Here is a 16,713-nt window from a genome sequence, read left to right as displayed (position 1 = left end):
GAACAAGAACATGAAAATTGCTTTAGGTATTGAATATAACGGTACCCACTACTTTGGTTGGCAGCGCCAACGAGACGTGAAAAGTGTCCAAGAAGAATTGGAAAAGGCTCTTTCAGTTGTCGCGAATCACCCTGTAGAAGTTATGTGTGCTGGTCGCACAGATGCCGGTGTTCACGGTACGGGACAAGTCGTTCACTTTGAAACTAATGTCGATCGTAAAATGGTTGCATGGACAATGGGCGCAAATGCCAACATGCCAAAAGATATTGCCGTTCGTTGGGCAACAGAAGTGAATGAGGATTTCCATGCTCGTTTTTCTGCAACAGCACGCCGTTATCGCTACATTATCTTTAACCATGCTCTACGTCCTGGCATTTTGAATTCAGGTGTGAGCCATTACCATGGTCACCTTGATGAGAAAAAGATGCATGAAGCGGGTCAGTACTTACTTGGTGAGAATGACTTTACTTCGTTCAGGGCAACACATTGTCAATCTCGTAGCCCATGGAGAAACATGATTCACTTAAACGTGACTCGTCATGGGCATTACATAGTGATCGATATTAAAGCGAATGCGTTTGTTCACCATATGGTGAGGAATATTACTGGTAGCCTAATTGCGGTAGGTAAAGGTGATCAAAAACCAGAGTGGATTCAGTGGCTTTTAGAGGCTAAAGATCGAAAAGTGGCAGGTGCGACAGCGAAAGCGGAAGGCTTATACTTAGTAGATGTTGATTATCCTGAACATTTTGGACTACCAAGAGAGCCTATTGGCCCTCTATTTTTGCCGGATAATTTGAACTAAATGTGAGACTTAGGTTCAAAAAATATTACGGTTTCGTGCGTAAAATAGTCACGGAAAATAGGTACAACCAGTTTTTTATCTACAGTCGCTGTTTTATGTGCTTTAATTCCCGGCATAATTCCCAAATTTATTTCTTTCGCAATCAAGCGGAGGAATCGAAACAAAAAGGTCTTCCATGAGTTGGCTTGAAAAGATTTTAGAAAAAAGCAACATCGTAACATCTCGTAAAGCGTCGATCCCTGAGGGTGTTTGGACTAAATGTACTTCTTGTGAGCAGGTTCTTTACCATGCTGAACTAGAGCGTAACCTAGAAGTATGTCCAAAATGTGACCATCACATGCGTATGAAAGCACGTCGCCGTCTGGATACATTCCTAGACAAAGGTGAGCGTGTTGAACTAGGTACTGATCTTGAGCCACAAGACAAGCTGAAGTTTAAAGACTCTAAGCGTTACAAAGAACGTATCTCTGTTGCTCAAAAGAACAGTGGTGAAACAGACGCATTAGTTGCAATGAAAGGCGAACTGCTTGGTTTACCTATCGTTGCGTGTGCGTTTGAGTTCTCATTTATGGGCGGCTCAATGGGTTCTGTTGTTGGTGCTCGTTTTGTGAAAGCGGTAGATGCAGCTATTGAGAACAACTGTGGTTTAGTTTGTTTCTCTGCAAGTGGTGGTGCTCGTATGCAAGAGGCATTGATGTCTCTTATGCAAATGGCAAAAACCAGTGCTGCTCTAGAGCGTCTATCTGCGAAAGGCCTACCGTTTGTTTCAGTAATGACTGATCCAACAATGGGTGGCGTTTCTGCAAGTTTAGCAATGCTTGGCGATATCAATATCGGTGAACCAAAAGCGCTTATCGGTTTTGCTGGACGTCGTGTAATCGAGCAAACTGTACGTGAAGACCTTCCTGAAGGTTTCCAACGCAGTGAGTTCCTACTAGACCACGGTGCTATCGACATGATCGTTGACCGTCGTGAGATGCGTCAGCGCGTTGCAAGCCTTGTTGCTAAAATGACCAATCAGCCTTCACCATTAGTAGTTTCTGTGAACGATTCACCGAATGAAGCTGCTTATGAAGTACCAGAAGCGCCAGAAAAAGGGTAAAGTACCTTCTAACAAACCTACTTAATTATGGTTATGAGTTAGATGAGTCAACAACCTATTCCTCAAGCCACATCCTCTTTGGAGATGTGGCTTGATTATTTATCAAACATCCACACAAGCGCTATTGATCTTGGCTTAGACCGAGTTCAAGCTGTCGCCTCTAAGGCAAACCTCACCAAACCTGCTCAACATGTTATTACTGTTGCTGGAACCAACGGCAAGGGCTCAACATGTGCACTCATGGAAGCTATTCTATTGGATGCTGGTTACTCTGTTGGTGTCTACAGCTCCCCTCACTTAATTCGCTATAACGAACGTGTTCGTATCAATGGCAAAGATCTTTCTGATCAAAAGATGGTTCAGTCTTTCGATTTCATTGAGAAAGAACGTGGTGAAATCAGCCTTAGCTTTTTTGAATATGGCACTTTAGCTGCGTTACGTGCTTTTCAAACCGAAGCGGTTGATGTTGTATTGTTAGAAGTTGGTCTAGGCGGACGTTTAGACGCGACCAATATCGTTGAGCATGACGTTTCTGTGATTACTAGTTTGGCTGTCGACCATGTTGACTGGCTAGGTGATGACATTAATGTGATCGGTTTTGAGAAAGCGGGCATTTATCGTAGCGGTAAACCAGCTATTTGTGGTCAACCCAAGCCACCAGCTACGGTTGCGGCACACGCTGATGATATTAACGCTGAGTTCTACCAAGTAGGGATTCAATACACCTATGATATAGATGGTGATACTTGGAACTGGCGCAGTGGTGCATTCCAATTAGAATCGCTACCTATCCCAAGCTTACCGCTGCCGAACGCAGCCACCGCACTGATGGCATTAGGTACTTCAGAACTAAGCATTAGTGATGTGAACGTTGTTAACGGCATGAAGAATGCGCAGCTTCCTGGGCGTATGCAGCAAATTAGCGAACAACCGGTGATTGTGCTTGATGTAGCACACAACCCGCATTCTGCTGAGTACTTTGCGCAGCAAGTCGCGAAGAAGTACGCAGGCAAAAATTTACACGTTGTAGTCGCCATGCTTCATGACAAAGATATCCCCGCGACATTGGAAGTATTAGCTCCAATAACAACACATTGGTACCCAGCTTCGCTGAACGGCCCACGAGCCGCAACAGCCGCTGAATTGTGTCAAAGCTTACCTGAAGGTGTAGAGCAGTATTCAAACCCTGTTGTAGCGTTTGAAGCGGCTTTAGCTTCTGTTATAGATGCCGACGTTGTGTTGGTTGTCGGTTCTTTCCATACCGTGGGTGAAGTGTTGGAGCATTGGCAGAAAAAAGGAAACTAAATGGCAAGTAAATTCCAAAGCCGATTAGTCGGCACCATCATTTTAGTGGCCATTGGCGTGATTGTATTGCCCGATGTGCTGGATGGTAAGAAGCTCCACTATAAAGAAGAGTTTGCAAGCATTCCGATTAAGCCTGAGCTTGATAGTAATGTTGAAGTGTTTGAAGTGCTCGATCCTGTTGAAGATCAGATTGCACTGCCGGACTCTCCGGTTGAGCAAGTGGTTGAAAGTGGTCGTACTGATAATTCAAATACGCAAACTGCGTCGGCTTCCAGTAACAAAGAAGCGGATAAAGTGGCGGTGGTGGTTAAGCCGGTATTTGAAAAAAATGAATACCAAGACAGTGCTTGGATTATTCAATTGATGGCTTTGAAGAATGCTGACAACGCAAAAAACGTTGTTAAGGATTTACAGAAGCGTGGTTATCAGGCTCATACCAAGCAAGAAAAAACATTTACGCGAGTAATTATTGGCCCGGATGTTTCTAAATCCAAACTTGAGCGACAAATTAAGGAATTAGAAAAAATTACGGGTTCAAAAGGCCAATTGCTCAAATTTAAACCGTTAAATCCATAAGAAAACGTTTGCGTCAGCATTTTTTCTGTTAAAATGCGCGCCAACTTAAGATGAAGAATTCATGAATTGGTTAGATTTTGTCATTTTAGGCGTGATCGGCTTCTCTGCCGTGATCAGTTTAGTTCGCGGTTTCGCTAAAGAAGCGTTGTCACTTGTTATTTGGTTTGGAGCATTTTTTATTGCTAGCCAGTACTACGCTAAATTAGCAATGTACTTCACCAATATTGAAGATGAGATGTTTCGAAACGGAACTGCGATAGCAGCATTGTTTGTTGCAACGTTAGTTGTTGGTGCCTTAGTTAACTATGTCATCGGGCAGCTAGTTCAGAAAACAGGCCTGTCGGGTACAGACAGAATCCTCGGTGTCGTCTTTGGTGGCTTACGTGGTGTTTTGATTGTTTCTGCAGTGTTGTTTTTCATGGATGCGTTTACTGCATTCCCAAGTTCTGAGTGGTGGAAGAATTCGCAATTGGTTCCGGAGTTTAGCCGAATCATTGCGCCGTTCTTCGAGCATTTACAAGCAACATCTAGTTTCTTATCTGGCGCGCTTTAGCGCCAGTTAATGTCGAAAATCGAGGATTAGGACATGTGTGGTATTGTTGGAATCGTGGGTTCAACACCTGTAAACCAGTCTATTTATGACGCTTTAACGGTATTGCAGCATCGTGGCCAAGATGCCGCTGGTATTTGTACCATAGAAAGCAATCGTTTTCGTCTGCGTAAGGCGAACGGTTTAGTTAAAGATGTTTTTGAAGCAAAACACATGCAACGCCTCCAAGGCAACGTGGGTATTGGTCATGTTCGTTATCCTACAGCGGGAAGTTCGAGTGCTTCTGAAGCTCAACCTTTCTACGTAAACTCTCCATTTGGCATCACGCTGGCGCACAACGGTAACTTAACGAATGCAAGTGAAGTTCGTGAGAAGTTGTTCGAAAAAGACCGCCGTCATGTCAACACAACCTCTGACTCTGAAGTTCTACTAAACGTATTGGCTCATGAAATCGATACCGTAAAAGGTAACGTGACTTCAGATGACGTTTTCCGCGCAGTTGCAAACGTGCACCGCACTATTCGTGGTGCTTACGCAGTAACAGCGATGATCATCGGCCACGGCATGATCGCATTCCGTGACCCACATGGTATTCGTCCACTGTGTCTTGGTAAACGTGAAATTAACGGTAAAACAGAGTACATGGTTGCGTCTGAGTCAGTAGCGTTAGACGCTGTTGGTTTTGATTTTATGCGCGATGTTGCTCCTGGTGAAGCTATCTATGCAACATTCGATGGTGAGCTTTTCACTAAACAATGCGCAGACAACCCACAACTAAACCCATGTATTTTTGAGTTTGTTTATTTTGCTCGTCCTGATTCATTCATCGATAAAATTTCGGTTTACAGCGCACGGGTTGAGATGGGTGAGATGTTAGGTAAGCGTATTAAAGAAGAGTACGCAGACCTAGACATTGACGTGGTTATTCCAATTCCTGAAACATCAAATGATATTGCTCTACGAATTGCTCAAGCGATTGATAAGCCATATCGTCAAGGTTTCGTGAAAAACCGTTACGTTGGCCGCACGTTTATCATGCCTGGTCAGCAACAACGTAAGAAGTCGGTTCGCCGTAAACTCAACGCGATTCGTTCTGAGTTTAAAGGTAAGAACGTTCTACTGGTTGATGACTCGATTGTTCGTGGTACAACATCAGAGCAGATCATTGAGATGGCTCGTGATTCTGGTGCAAACAAAGTCTTCATGGTTTCTGCCGCTCCGGAGGTTCGCTTCCCGAACGTTTACGGCATTGATATGCCGAGCGCGACTGAGTTAATTGCTCATGGTCGTGATAACGAAACGATTTGTAAGCAGATTGGTGCAGATGCTTTGATTTTCCAAACGTTACCAGACTTAATCTCTGCAGTTGGTATGGGTAATCAAGACATCTCTCGTTTTGATACATCCGTATTCAACGGTGAGTATGTAACGGGCGATATCGACCAAGCGTACCTAGATTTCCTAGACTCTTTACGTAATGACGATTCAAAGGTTGAGCGTGAAATCCAACAAGATCTCGCGAACCTAGAGCTACATAACGAAGGCGCTTAGCGTACTCATAAAAATGAGTAATAAAAAACCAGAGCATCGACTCTGGTTTTTTTGTTTGCGGGGAAGGGGATTGAATCTTAGTGAATGTGGTATGCGATCACAAAATCGATAAACAATCTAACCTTCTCTGGCAGGTGGTCTTTGTGGTTGTAAAGCATGTAAATATCACGAGGGTTAGCGCTCCAGTCCTCTAAGACTTGCACTAAGCTGCCATCTTCAATGTATTCGCGGATCATAACGTCGGGCATAAGGGTGATACCAAGGCCTTCTGAACATGCTTGTCTCACGACATTGAGCGCATTCGCGTTGAAACGGCCTTTCTCGCTATTCACCACAGTCTCTTCATTTGAATTACTCAGCTGCCACTTAATCAGCGGATAGCCTTTAAGTAGCGAATGACTCGCGAGCTCTTCTGCATGACTTGGTGCCGGGTTCTTCGCTAAGTAGTCAGGACTCGCGATAAGAATATCCTTCACTTCACTGATCTTTCTTGCGATTAAGCTTGAATCACGCTGCGGGCCGACTCTGAAAATGACGTCCCACTCAGTTGGATCAAGCTGATCAGCTTGGTTGTTCATCATCAGCTCAATATTGATATCAGGGTATTGAGTCATGAATTCACTGAACATCGGCATCATCATGCGCTTGGTCAGGTTTGAGGGAGCGGTAATGCGAATCTTCCCTGAAGCTCCTTTACACACGTCAGTCAGTTCTTCTGCAGTAGAAGATAGACGTTGCAGTAACGGAGAGCATTCGTTGAAGAAACGTTCGCCTGCCTCTGTTAAAGAGAGTTTACGCGCGTGTCTATTGAGAAGTCTTAGGTTTAGTGAATCTTCTAAGGCTTGGATGCGTCGTGTAATGGTCGCAACCGGAATCATAGTCTTGCGTGATGTTGCGGTGTAGCTCCCATTTTCAACGACAAGTCGAAAGAGGTTTAAATCATCTAATTTCATAAATCCAGACACATTTGTTTACAATCTCATCTAATTTATACGTAATAGTGAGATCAATGTTTGCGTTACGTCAATTCGTTGCACTATTTACCAGTATTCCAACCCTTGTCACGAATTTCCAGTAAAGAGTACGTATTTGTGTATTTAGCAATTTGTTACTAAGTTTTATATTAGTTCTTGGAACAGATAACAATAATAATTCGACTTAGTTTTGTGAGGTTAGAGATTATGTACAAAACTCACAGTCAGCCAGTTATGACCTCGGCTCAGGAAGCTCTCAATCAAAAATGCGTTATGTTGGTTGATGATGATCCTATTTTTCGCCGGATAACCAGCGCGTATTTAGACAAGATTGGTTATAAAGTGGTTGAGGCTGAAAATGGGCTGGACGCTCTGCAAAAGCTTAGAGACTCAGCGCCAGATTTAATTGTGTGTGACTTATCAATGCCTATTCTGGATGGCATTGAGCTTGTAGAAGAGCTCAGTTTAGAGTATCCGTCACTGCCTATGATCGTTGTGTCTGGCACCGATGATATGTCTGATGTGGCGAAAGCATTACGATTTGGTATCAAAGACTTTTTAGTCAAACCTCTGGAGGATCACGGTCATTTAGGCAGTGCGATTGCGAATACATTAACAGATTCGTTCGATAACATTTCAGACCAACGAGATTTTTCAAGCCAATGGTTTTGCGTTGATGACGGCGGAGAGATCCCTGAAGACCAAGAGCTGCATTGGCACCTAAATCACTTGCAAGATAACCCTAGTGCGGCAAGAGACTTATTGCACGCGCTGCTTCCTGACAAAGACACACGACAAGGCTCATGGCGTTGCAGTTACCGCCTACTACAATCAACAGAGATGATGCCACTTGTGTTCGACTATGCGTGGATGATGAACGGGCAGTTTGCTTTCTACCTTGTCGATTCGTCATCTTCTGATAACGGCGGCTCAGCGGCCACATTGTTGGTGAGAGCGTTATTCCACGATTACATCAGAAATAGAAAAGATTTTAACGTTGATCTCAAAGATATCGCGGAGATTTTGGAGAAGGGGATTCGTTGCTCTAAATGTTCAACCCCGGTTAATGCTTTGTTTGGTGTTGCTGACCTTGCTGTGGGAACTATCTCTATTTTACCTGCGGGTTTAGATGGACAATGGTCGAATGGCGAATTGAATCAACATATTGCGGCGGGCGAGCGCTTGGGTGAGAACTGTAAGAAGAACTTCATTACACGGGATCTTCCGATTGAACAGGGCTGCCAGCTATCATTGAGCCTACTTGGATCGGCCAGTTTTAGTTTAGACATACACCAAGGGTCTACCGATTAACCCTATATTTCCTCGGTTTTTGTGAATAATTGATTAAGGTATAGTTGCGCAAATGGTGTGGCTATGCCTTTTTTGTTAAATGTCGATTTAGCAAAGCGGGTTTGGTTCGCCAGATACTTACCTTTACTAACAAAAACAAGAAGCAATCATGGCAGATAACAAAGACTTTCAAGACCCGTTTAATGTATTCTACTTTTTAGGATTTTTAGCCGCATTTTTAGTGATTCCATTATTACCAGCAACACTTACGTTGATCCGTGTATTCAATGGTTACGCAACATTCTAGTTAAGTTATCGTCGCCGATTGGTGATAGCTAACTCAAGGAGGCCACAATTAGCGTTCGAGTTTTAAGCCTCAATATTGCTGGTGGCCTTTGCATATTTCTCGCAGTTTTAGGGATAGCTTTACCCGTACTGCCAACCACGCCTTTCCTCCTTCTTGCCAGTGCATGTTTCATGCGAAGCAACCCCAAAGTTCACAAATGGATGCATGAGCATAAAACGCTGGGTCCCTTGTTGAACAATTGGTATCAACATGGTGCCGTTACCAAGCAAGTAAAAACGCGTGGCGTGTTTTTTATCTTGTTAAGTTTTGCGTTATCGATCTACTTTGCCCCGATCATTTGGGTCAAGGCTTTCCTAATTTGTGTACTTGTTATTCTTCTCACATGGTTTATGCGACTTCCAACCCATGAGTTGGTTGCTGACAGCAAAGAAAATCACTACCATTAAGCCAGTGTGCCTGCTTGTATAGTGGGCGTTTATTATTTCAGCAATTTGAGTTATGACTCTCGTTGCAATGAATACCAATCGTACCTTTCCTTAATTCCGAGCGTTGATGTTTGATTCGTTAACGAGAGTTTGGAAAGCGGCCTAATGAAGTGCATAAGATTATGAACACAGAAAAAATCTCTCTGATCAAAGCAAGCATCAAAAGCATTCCTGATTACCCTAAAGCGGGTATTTTGTTCCGTGACGTAACAAGCTTGATGGAAGATCCTGCCGCTTACAAAGCGACAATCGATCTGTTGGTGGACACATACAAGGGCATGGGCTTTACTAAGATCGTTGGTACTGAAGCTCGTGGTTTCTTATTTGGTGCGCCTTTGGCACTAGAGCTAGGTGTTGGCTTCATTCCTGTTCGTAAACCGGGCAAGTTGCCTCGTCAAACTGTGGCACAATCTTATGAGCTTGAGTACGGCACTGATACGCTAGAAATTCATACCGATGCTATCGTTGAAGGCGATAAAGTGCTGATGGTTGATGACTTGTTAGCAACAGGCGGTACGATTGAAGCGACAACGAAGCTGATTCGTCAGCTTGGTGGTGTGGTTGAACACGCTGCATTTGTTATTAACCTTCCAGAAATCGGTGGTGATAAGCGCTTACAGGGCTTAGGTCTAGAAGTGTTTAGCATCTGCGAATTCGACGGTCACTAATCCTTTTCGGAATTATTCATGAGCTATCTTGCGTTAGCGCGAAAATGGCGACCAACCAAATTCAAAGAAGTGGTTGGTCAAGCCCATGTTTTAACAGCATTAGAGAATGCCCTTAGCCAAAATAGGTTGCATCACGCTTACCTATTCAGCGGTACACGAGGTGTCGGTAAAACGACCATCGGCCGTTTGTTTGCGAAGGGACTCAACTGTGAAACAGGCATTACTTCAACCCCTTGTGGTGAGTGTGCAACCTGTAAAGAGATCGATGAAGGTCGTTTTGTTGACCTGCTCGAGATCGATGCTGCCTCACGTACTAAGGTAGAAGATACCCGCGAGCTTCTGGACAATGTTCAGTACAAGCCTGCACGTGGTCGCTTCAAGGTTTACCTAATCGATGAAGTACACATGCTGTCTAGGCACAGTTTTAACGCGCTTCTAAAGACCTTAGAAGAGCCGCCTGAGTATGTGAAGTTCTTGCTCGCAACGACGGATCCACAAAAGCTTCCGGTTACGATTCTTTCACGTTGTTTGCAGTTCCATCTTAAGCCGATCAGTGTCGATAATATCCACGAGCAGCTCGATCATATTCTTGAACAAGAAAATGTGACATCTGAACCTCGTGCGCTTGGGATGATTGCTCATACTGCTGATGGCAGTATGCGTGATGCGCTAAGCCTGAGTGACCAAGCTATCGCATTAGGTAACGGGAATGTCGTAACAGACACTGTTGCTCATATGCTTGGAACGCTGGATACAGACCAAGCGATTCACCTACTTGAAGCGATTAGCAGTAAACAGCCTCAGCAGGCGATGGCTTGTATTCAAGCTCTTGCTGAAAATGGCGTTGAGTGGGATGGATTGCTGAGTCAACTTGCGACTCAATTACACCGTTTGGCGATGTATCAAGCTCTGCCGTCTACTTTAGATAAGGCCCAGCCTGATGCTGAAAGGCTGGAACTGCTGAGCAAAACGTTAAGCCCTCAAGACATCCAACTCTACTACCAGATAGTGCTAAAAGGTCGTCAAGACTTACCATTATCGCCAACCGCTCGTGTTGGTATTGAGATGGTGGTTCTGCGTATGTTGGCATTTAGGCCTGCTGAGCAAACTGTTGCTACGGCAATCTCGACTCAGTCGACAAGCCCAGCGCCAGCTCCTGCAGCTCAGAATCCGGTTCAGAACCAGGTTCAGGGTGTTGCTCAGTCAATGAGTCAACCTGTGCCAGAGCCGAGACAGCAAGTTCAGGCTCCTGTGGGTTCACAGCCTCAAGTACAGCAACAAGCTTCTGTTCAGCAGCCTGTGCAACAGCAACAACAGAACCCGGCACAATATTCAGATTCGCAAGGTTACGCTGATCATTCAGGCAACCAAGGTTATCCAGAACAGGATTACCCGCACAGCCAGTATGATGTACCACCAGCTTATGATGAGCGTCCAAGTTACGGTGCAGATCAGCCTCAGCAGCAACAAACGAAATATCAGAGCCAGAGTCCGGTTCAACAGCCAAGCGCAGCGCCTTCTGTTCCTCCTGTTTCGCAAGAGCAACCCGCGCGTACAACTTCACCGGTGAGTGGTTTACGCCACCAATTGCGCTCTCAACGCAGAGGCAGCGCGGCAACAGATAACAAAGGCTCAACGCCAAAAAAGGCTAAAGCGACATCAGCTAAAACTTCAGTTCTTGACCGAGTTGCCCAGCAACACGGTGGTTCTGAGCGGGTGTCGCCAGCTTCTTTATCAGCCTCTTCTACTGAAAAGGTAACCAATGATAATGAACCTTATCGCTGGAAACCGTCTAAACCTGTAGTGAAAGAGGTGAGCAAAGAGCTTACACCTACTCAGATCAAGCGTGCGTTAGAGCATATTAAGACACCAGAAATGGTCGATAAATTGCTTCAAGAGTCGATTGCTCAAGATGAATGGTCCGCCACGATTCAAAAGCTAGAGACAGCCAAGCTTGTTGAACAGTTAGCATTGAACTCAGTGTTTGCTAAAAACGACACATCAATCACTTTAACGTTAAGAGCGAGCCAAGCTCACTTGAATACGGATCGCGCACAGAGCGAACTATTACAGTCGCTCAATACCGTGTTAGGAGAAGAGTGTCATTTGAGTGTTGAAATCGGCGAAGGTGGAGAAACGCCACTAGAACTACGAGAAAGATTGTATCAAGGTAAGTTGAAAGACGCGTTTACCGCTTTGGAAAACGATGCCAACGTACAGTTTATTGAAAGACGTTTTGCTGCAGAACTCGACAGAGACAGCGTTCGTCCTATCTAGAACTTTTTCACGTTTAGTGACCGGGCGTATCATCCCAGATAAGCAAATCTGAGAACTGAACACCGAGGGGTTGAATCACACTGTTTTAACCCCCATTTAAGCACGTATAGCTTAATTAATTTTAATAAACCAATTAGACCAGAGAGTATTAACATGTTTGGTAAAGGCGGTATGGGCAACATGATGAAGCAAGCCCAGCAAATGCAAGAGCGCATGCAAAAGCTTCAAGAAGAAATCGCAAATATGGAAGTTACAGGTGAGTCAGGTGCTGGCCTTGTAAAAGTAACGATCACTGGTAGCCACAGCGTTCGCCGTGTTGATATCGATGAAAGCCTAATGGAAGACGATAAAGAGATGCTTGAAGATCTTATCGCTGCTGCTTTCAACGATGCGGCTCGTCGCGTTGAAGAAACTCAAAAAGAGAAAATGGCTGGCGTAACTGGCGGAATGCAACTTCCACCAGGTATGAAGATGCCTTTCTAAGTAACTTATTCTTAAAGGTTAATTCACGTAGTAGCTTGTGTTGAACTGGCCATTACTTGAAAATCAGAACGGTTATATATGCGTACCAGTCATATGCTGGAGCATTTGATGGAGGCCTTACGTTGTCTACCTGGGGTTGGCCCCAAGTCGGCGCAGCGTATGGCCTTTCATTTGTTACAGCGCGATAGAAAAGGCGGCCTGCAGTTGGCTGAAGCTCTTAGCCAAGCAATGACAGAAATTGGTCATTGTAATGAGTGCCGTACTTTTACCGAAGAAGAGACCTGCCACATTTGTACCAATCCTAAACGTCAGGATAACGGTCAAATTTGTGTAGTAGAGAGCCCTGCAGACATTGCAGCCATTGAAGCAACGGGTCAATATTCCGGTCGTTACTTTGTGCTTATGGGACATCTTTCACCACTTGATGGTATTGGTCCAAGTGACATCGGTCTCGATGTCTTGGATTACCGCTTACGTCGTGGTGATATCACTGAAGTTATTTTAGCGACTAACCCGACAGTAGAAGGGGAGGCGACAGCACATTACATTGCTGAGCTATGTAATGCCCATGAAGTGAACGCTAGCCGTATCGCCCATGGTGTTCCTGTTGGTGGTGAGCTCGAGCTGGTGGATGGCACCACGCTTTCACACTCGTTACTCGGTCGTCATAAAATCTAAAAAAAGCCGCTTGGTGAACCATCACCAAGCGGCTTTTTCTTTTATGCTTCTCAAAGGTTTTTATTCCAAAACACTTCTCTGAGCTTAATCTGAACCTCTCACCGCCTTGTATATCATTGCGCCAATCACGGCACCAATAATCGGTGCAATCCAGAATAGCCATAATTGCGAAACAGCCCAGTCTCCAACAAATACGGCTACACCAGTACTTCGAGCAGGGTTCACAGAGGTGTTCGTTACAGGGATACTGATAAGGTGGATTAAGGTTAAACAGAGACCAATTGCGATAGGAGCAAATCCAGCAGGTGCTTTCGAATCTGTCGCGCCCATGATCACGAATAGGAACACCATGGTCATGACCACTTCACAAACGAGTGCAGCGGTAAGTGAGTAACCGCCCGGTGAGTGTTCACCATAACCATTGGAAGCAAAGCCAGAGGCAGCTGCATCAAAGCCAGCTTGGCCTGAAGCAATCACAAATAACACGCCACCTGCGATAATACCGCCAATCACTTGGGCAATAATATAAGGTGCGACATCTTTGGCATCAAAGCGACCACCGCTCCACAGTCCAATAGTAACAGCAGGGTTGAGATGACAGCCGGATATATGGCCAATAGCAAAAGCCATGGTAAGAACGGTTAAACCAAAAGCGAGGGAAACTCCGAGTAGACCAATTCCCACATCAGGGAAAGCCGCGGCTAAGACGGCACTACCACAACCGCCTAACACCAACCAAAACGTACCAAACATTTCTGCAATATACCTATTCATAACGATCCTTATTAATCTGTACCAGTATCAACAAGATAGTTTAGATTTCGCAAGTTTGTGAAATCTTGGGCATATAAGCGACAGAAAGGGAGTGTTTTGGGTAGCAAATAGCCGACAGAGATTGCAGTGATTTTTAAACGAAATGCCATAACTGTTTAACGACAAGCTCCAGAAACTGACTAAAGTGCGATCTATTGTGTTGTTCAATAAATAAAACTGGTTGAAGATATTATTAATTCTTATTGGAGCCTGCGATTCATGAAAAAGTTAGCGATTTTAGTAGTAACGACATTATTACTCACTGCATGCGGAGGTGGTGACAGCGGTGGCGGTAGCGCTGCCACTAGTGGTGGTTCTAGCGCTCAGAAACTGAATACGGACATAGGCGTAAGTGATGCCGATATTCAAACATTGAAAGGCTACAAATTCCTATCCGTTGATGGTAAAGGATTTGAGTCTCCAAGCAATTTTAAAGCGAAGTAGTAGGAGTCAAGTTTTGAAGAAATTATCTATAGGTATTATCCTTGCCACTCTTGGTACTTCTGTTTATGCGTCGCCAAATCTAGAAGGTTATTTTCAAGCTCGTGAATTGGTAAATTATGCGGCAGGAAGTTTACAAAAAGCAAAAGTAGACTTTATAGCTCTAGATTATGCTGTAGCTAAATTACCTGCAGCTTCACAAGCTCAACTGGTTCCTTTTAATACTGTATTGGGGGAATTCTCGACAAACAGTTCCGTCAGCAGTAGTGACGCGACTGCTTTGCTCAGCCGAGTTAACTCTAAAGCCTTATCTGGTCAATATGTTTGCCGCATCAATAGCAATGGTACTGTTCTGGCATATAGTGCGGAAAACGGAGAACAGTGTGCAGCGGACAAGTATGAAAAGGCTGCATTAGCACTAGCGAAGAAAGGCGATGAACTGCGATTCTTCCGTTCATACAGTCAAGGTTATTTTCAAACCTTAACTTATAAGGTTGATGCAAGCTCTAGTGATGAAACAGTTCGTTTAGGCTACTTTAATAAACATGGTGGAAAATGGATTGGTGAAGCGGTTAAGGTAGTAAAAGGTAAGGCGCAAATCAATAGTACGGATGTTGATACTTACGATGTCATCGCTTACCGAGATTACAATATCTCCTCATCGAAAGGTGTTTCTCCGAACACATCAATTAGCTTTACTGAACAACCGTTTTTTATCACAGATGAAGTCACAGATCTCGACTCTACCGGTAAATCTGTCCATATAACGAAGACTAAATTTTCAAGTCTTCACCAGTTTGATGGCCCTTACCGTGGAAGGCATATTGATTCGAAAGGTTGGTTTAATTGGTTTAACCAAGACTACGTGGGTCAATACGAAATTGGAGGTAAAAAAGTTTACGCCGTTTCGGACACACAAAATTTAGTCGTCAAAAAAGACTTTAGTGGTGCGGTAGATAGCTGGACTCGCGTTGATGTCGACAAAGCTGATCAAGGTAGTGGTGCAGGTGACTGGACTATGTACATGTTTAACAATACAAACAATTTGATAGGTGAAAGCCCAACTTATTGTCAAATCAAAGCGATAGCAGAAGGTAAGCCTGTAGTTCAACTTTTATCATCAACAGGCGTTATGACGCACCCACCAATTACAAACTGTGACCAAGTTGATCCTGGCCATACAAAGAAAGTGATTGCATCATTTAAAGACGGGAATAACAAAACAGTTTCTGTTACTTCTCCTAAGCTAAAAGCAAGCGCTCAACATATTATGGCGCTTGGGCCTATTGTTGATCAAGGACAGAAGGCTAAATTCACAGTGCAAGATGCTAGAGATTTATTGTCATCGACTCGCTATAAAGCGGCTTTAGCAGAAATGACACCGCAATTTTTGTCTTCAAAGCCACATGATATTTTAAAGTAGATTCTGTCTTTGATGAATTGGAAGCACCTTTTATAAGGTGCTTTTTTGTACATATTAAATAACTTCACTTGGCTAATTTCATTTTTAGGATAGAATCGCCCACCTTCTTTCCTTTGATTCTATTTAAGGTCCAATTATGGAATGCCGTCTTCATTGTGGTGCTTGCTGTACAGCGCCTAGTATTACATCTTCATTCCCCCTTCATCCTCATGGAAAGAAGTCTGGTGAGCGTTGTAAGCAGCTTACTGTTGATAACCTATGTAAACTATTTGGTAAAAAAGAGAGGCCTCAGGTCTGTTTTGACTTTAAAGCTGAAAGCTGGGTATGTGGGGCTACGACAAGCGAAGCTATTCAAATACTCACGGATTTAGAAAGTTCTACCGCATAGCGAAAGAGCGTTAGCTGATTTTATTCTTGAACTTATATTCGGCTAGCGGTATAACACGCACCCCAGTAAAAGAGTAAGAAGTAATCCTATGACGATTCCATTTTGGCAAGAAAAGACACTAGAGCAAATGACCGAGAACGAGTGGGAATCACTGTGTGACGGTTGTGGTAAGTGTTGCCTACATAAACTAATGGATGAAGATAGCGATGAAGTTTACTACACTAATGTGGCGTGTAGCTGGTTAAACGACAAAACATGTTCGTGTAAAGATTACCCGAACCGATTCACTTCAGGTGAAGAGTGTTTGAAGCTGACTCGTGACAAAATCGATGAGTTTCACTGGCTACCAGATACTTGTGCTTACCGTCTTCTATCTGAATCTAAGCCGATTCCTGAGTGGCACCCATTGATTACGGGTTCTAAATCAGAGATGCATGCTGCAGGTGAAAGTGTTCGTAACAAAGTGGTATACGAAATTGATGTTGTCGATTGGGAAGACCACATTCAAAACTTACCTTCTTGGGCTAAAAAGAGTTATCCCCGTGATCATTGAAGATGCTTGATTTCTCAGAAAATCAGGATCATGCTACACACCAT

Annotated in this window: 19 protein-coding genes; 17 read left to right on the top strand and 2 right to left on the bottom strand. The window is 44.0% G+C overall.

Annotated features, from left to right (window positions below):
• The first annotated feature begins 10 nt into the window (after nt 1–10).
• The 6 genes from truA to purF all read left to right on the top strand — a co-directional run bounded on the left by truA (nt 11) and on the right by purF (nt 5,889).
• Complete coding sequence (gene truA / locus AB4589_RS19820; RefSeq protein ID WP_009848683.1) at nt 11–805, top strand: tRNA pseudouridine(38-40) synthase TruA; 795 nt, start codon at nt 11–13, stop codon at nt 803–805.
• Nucleotides 806–980: 175 nt separating this feature from the next.
• Nucleotides 981–1,907 (top strand): acetyl-CoA carboxylase, carboxyltransferase subunit beta, encoded by a 927-nt coding sequence (gene accD, locus AB4589_RS19815; RefSeq protein WP_009848681.1) that lies wholly within the window; start codon nt 981–983, stop codon nt 1,905–1,907.
• Between the two features lie 42 nt (nt 1,908–1,949).
• Nucleotides 1,950–3,212, top strand: a complete 1,263-nt coding sequence (folC, locus tag AB4589_RS19810) for a bifunctional tetrahydrofolate synthase/dihydrofolate synthase (RefSeq protein ID WP_372101560.1) — start codon at nt 1,950–1,952, stop codon at nt 3,210–3,212.
• On the top strand, nt 3,213–3,788 hold the full coding sequence (locus AB4589_RS19805) for an SPOR domain-containing protein (RefSeq protein ID WP_372101559.1): 576 nt from the start codon (nt 3,213–3,215) through the stop codon (nt 3,786–3,788). It begins immediately after the preceding gene.
• A gap of 61 nt (nt 3,789–3,849) precedes the next feature.
• The gene (locus tag AB4589_RS19800) at nt 3,850–4,341 is read left to right on the top strand and encodes a CvpA family protein (protein WP_009848678.1); all 492 of its coding nucleotides are present in this window, start codon (nt 3,850–3,852) and stop codon (nt 4,339–4,341) included.
• A gap of 33 nt (nt 4,342–4,374) precedes the next feature.
• Nucleotides 4,375–5,889: an amidophosphoribosyltransferase gene (purF, locus tag AB4589_RS19795; protein ID WP_012603488.1), complete on the top strand. Its 1,515-nt coding sequence runs from the start codon at nt 4,375–4,377 to the stop codon at nt 5,887–5,889.
• A 77-nt stretch (nt 5,890–5,966) separates the two neighbouring features.
• Here the strand turns inward: purF and AB4589_RS19790 are convergent, their stop codons facing one another.
• Nucleotides 5,967–6,842: a LysR family transcriptional regulator gene (locus AB4589_RS19790; protein WP_135381290.1), complete on the bottom strand. Its 876-nt coding sequence runs from the start codon at nt 6,840–6,842 to the stop codon at nt 5,967–5,969.
• A 228-nt stretch (nt 6,843–7,070) separates the two neighbouring features.
• Between AB4589_RS19790 and AB4589_RS19785 the strand changes: the two genes are divergently transcribed.
• The 7 genes from AB4589_RS19785 (at nt 7,071) to recR (ending at nt 13,051) form a co-directional block, all read left to right on the top strand.
• A complete protein-coding gene (locus AB4589_RS19785) occupies nt 7,071–8,174 on the top strand; it encodes a response regulator (RefSeq protein WP_009848676.1) in 1,104 nt (367 codons plus the stop codon).
• Between the two features lie 148 nt (nt 8,175–8,322).
• A complete protein-coding gene (locus tag AB4589_RS19780; RefSeq protein ID WP_017099204.1) occupies nt 8,323–8,460 on the top strand; it encodes a hypothetical protein in 138 nt (45 codons plus the stop codon).
• 74 nt (nt 8,461–8,534) lie between these two features.
• Entirely contained in the window at nt 8,535–8,906 is a 372-nt protein-coding gene (locus AB4589_RS19775) for a YbaN family protein (protein ID WP_029223120.1), read from the top strand.
• Between the two features lie 161 nt (nt 8,907–9,067).
• Nucleotides 9,068–9,613 (top strand): adenine phosphoribosyltransferase, encoded by a 546-nt coding sequence (gene apt, locus AB4589_RS19770; protein WP_004734171.1) that lies wholly within the window; start codon nt 9,068–9,070, stop codon nt 9,611–9,613.
• A gap of 18 nt (nt 9,614–9,631) precedes the next feature.
• Nucleotides 9,632–11,890 (top strand): DNA polymerase III subunit gamma/tau, encoded by a 2,259-nt coding sequence (dnaX, locus tag AB4589_RS19765; RefSeq protein WP_372101558.1) that lies wholly within the window; start codon nt 9,632–9,634, stop codon nt 11,888–11,890.
• Between the two features lie 153 nt (nt 11,891–12,043).
• Nucleotides 12,044–12,373, top strand: a complete 330-nt coding sequence (locus AB4589_RS19760; protein WP_009848672.1) for a YbaB/EbfC family nucleoid-associated protein — start codon at nt 12,044–12,046, stop codon at nt 12,371–12,373.
• A gap of 78 nt (nt 12,374–12,451) precedes the next feature.
• Nucleotides 12,452–13,051: a recombination mediator RecR gene (gene recR, locus AB4589_RS19755; protein WP_004734155.1), complete on the top strand. Its 600-nt coding sequence runs from the start codon at nt 12,452–12,454 to the stop codon at nt 13,049–13,051.
• 84 nt (nt 13,052–13,135) lie between these two features.
• On the opposite strand, the gene aqpZ is transcribed toward recR, so the two are convergent.
• The gene (gene aqpZ, locus AB4589_RS19750; protein WP_017099207.1) at nt 13,136–13,825 is read right to left on the bottom strand and encodes an aquaporin Z; all 690 of its coding nucleotides are present in this window, start codon (nt 13,823–13,825) and stop codon (nt 13,136–13,138) included.
• A 258-nt stretch (nt 13,826–14,083) separates the two neighbouring features.
• On the opposite strand from aqpZ, the gene AB4589_RS19745 reads away from it, so the two are divergent.
• The 4 genes from AB4589_RS19745 (at nt 14,084) to AB4589_RS19730 (ending at nt 16,669) form a co-directional block, all read left to right on the top strand.
• Complete coding sequence (locus tag AB4589_RS19745; protein WP_009848670.1) at nt 14,084–14,308, top strand: hypothetical protein; 225 nt, start codon at nt 14,084–14,086, stop codon at nt 14,306–14,308.
• Between the two features lie 13 nt (nt 14,309–14,321).
• Nucleotides 14,322–15,728: a porin gene (locus AB4589_RS19740; protein WP_135384010.1), complete on the top strand. Its 1,407-nt coding sequence runs from the start codon at nt 14,322–14,324 to the stop codon at nt 15,726–15,728.
• Between the two features lie 136 nt (nt 15,729–15,864).
• Nucleotides 15,865–16,116, top strand: a complete 252-nt coding sequence (locus AB4589_RS19735) for a hypothetical protein (RefSeq protein ID WP_009848668.1) — start codon at nt 15,865–15,867, stop codon at nt 16,114–16,116.
• A gap of 88 nt (nt 16,117–16,204) precedes the next feature.
• The gene (locus AB4589_RS19730) at nt 16,205–16,669 is read left to right on the top strand and encodes a YcgN family cysteine cluster protein (RefSeq protein ID WP_372101557.1); all 465 of its coding nucleotides are present in this window, start codon (nt 16,205–16,207) and stop codon (nt 16,667–16,669) included.
• The last annotated feature ends 44 nt before the right edge of the window (nt 16,670–16,713 follow it).

Source organism: Vibrio sp. 10N.222.49.A3, from assembly GCF_041475145.1.
GTDB lineage: Bacteria > Pseudomonadota > Gammaproteobacteria > Enterobacterales > Vibrionaceae > Vibrio > Vibrio tasmaniensis_A.
Note: the sequence above shows the minus strand (reverse complement) of the source record. Positions and strands in the feature narration are given on the sequence as shown.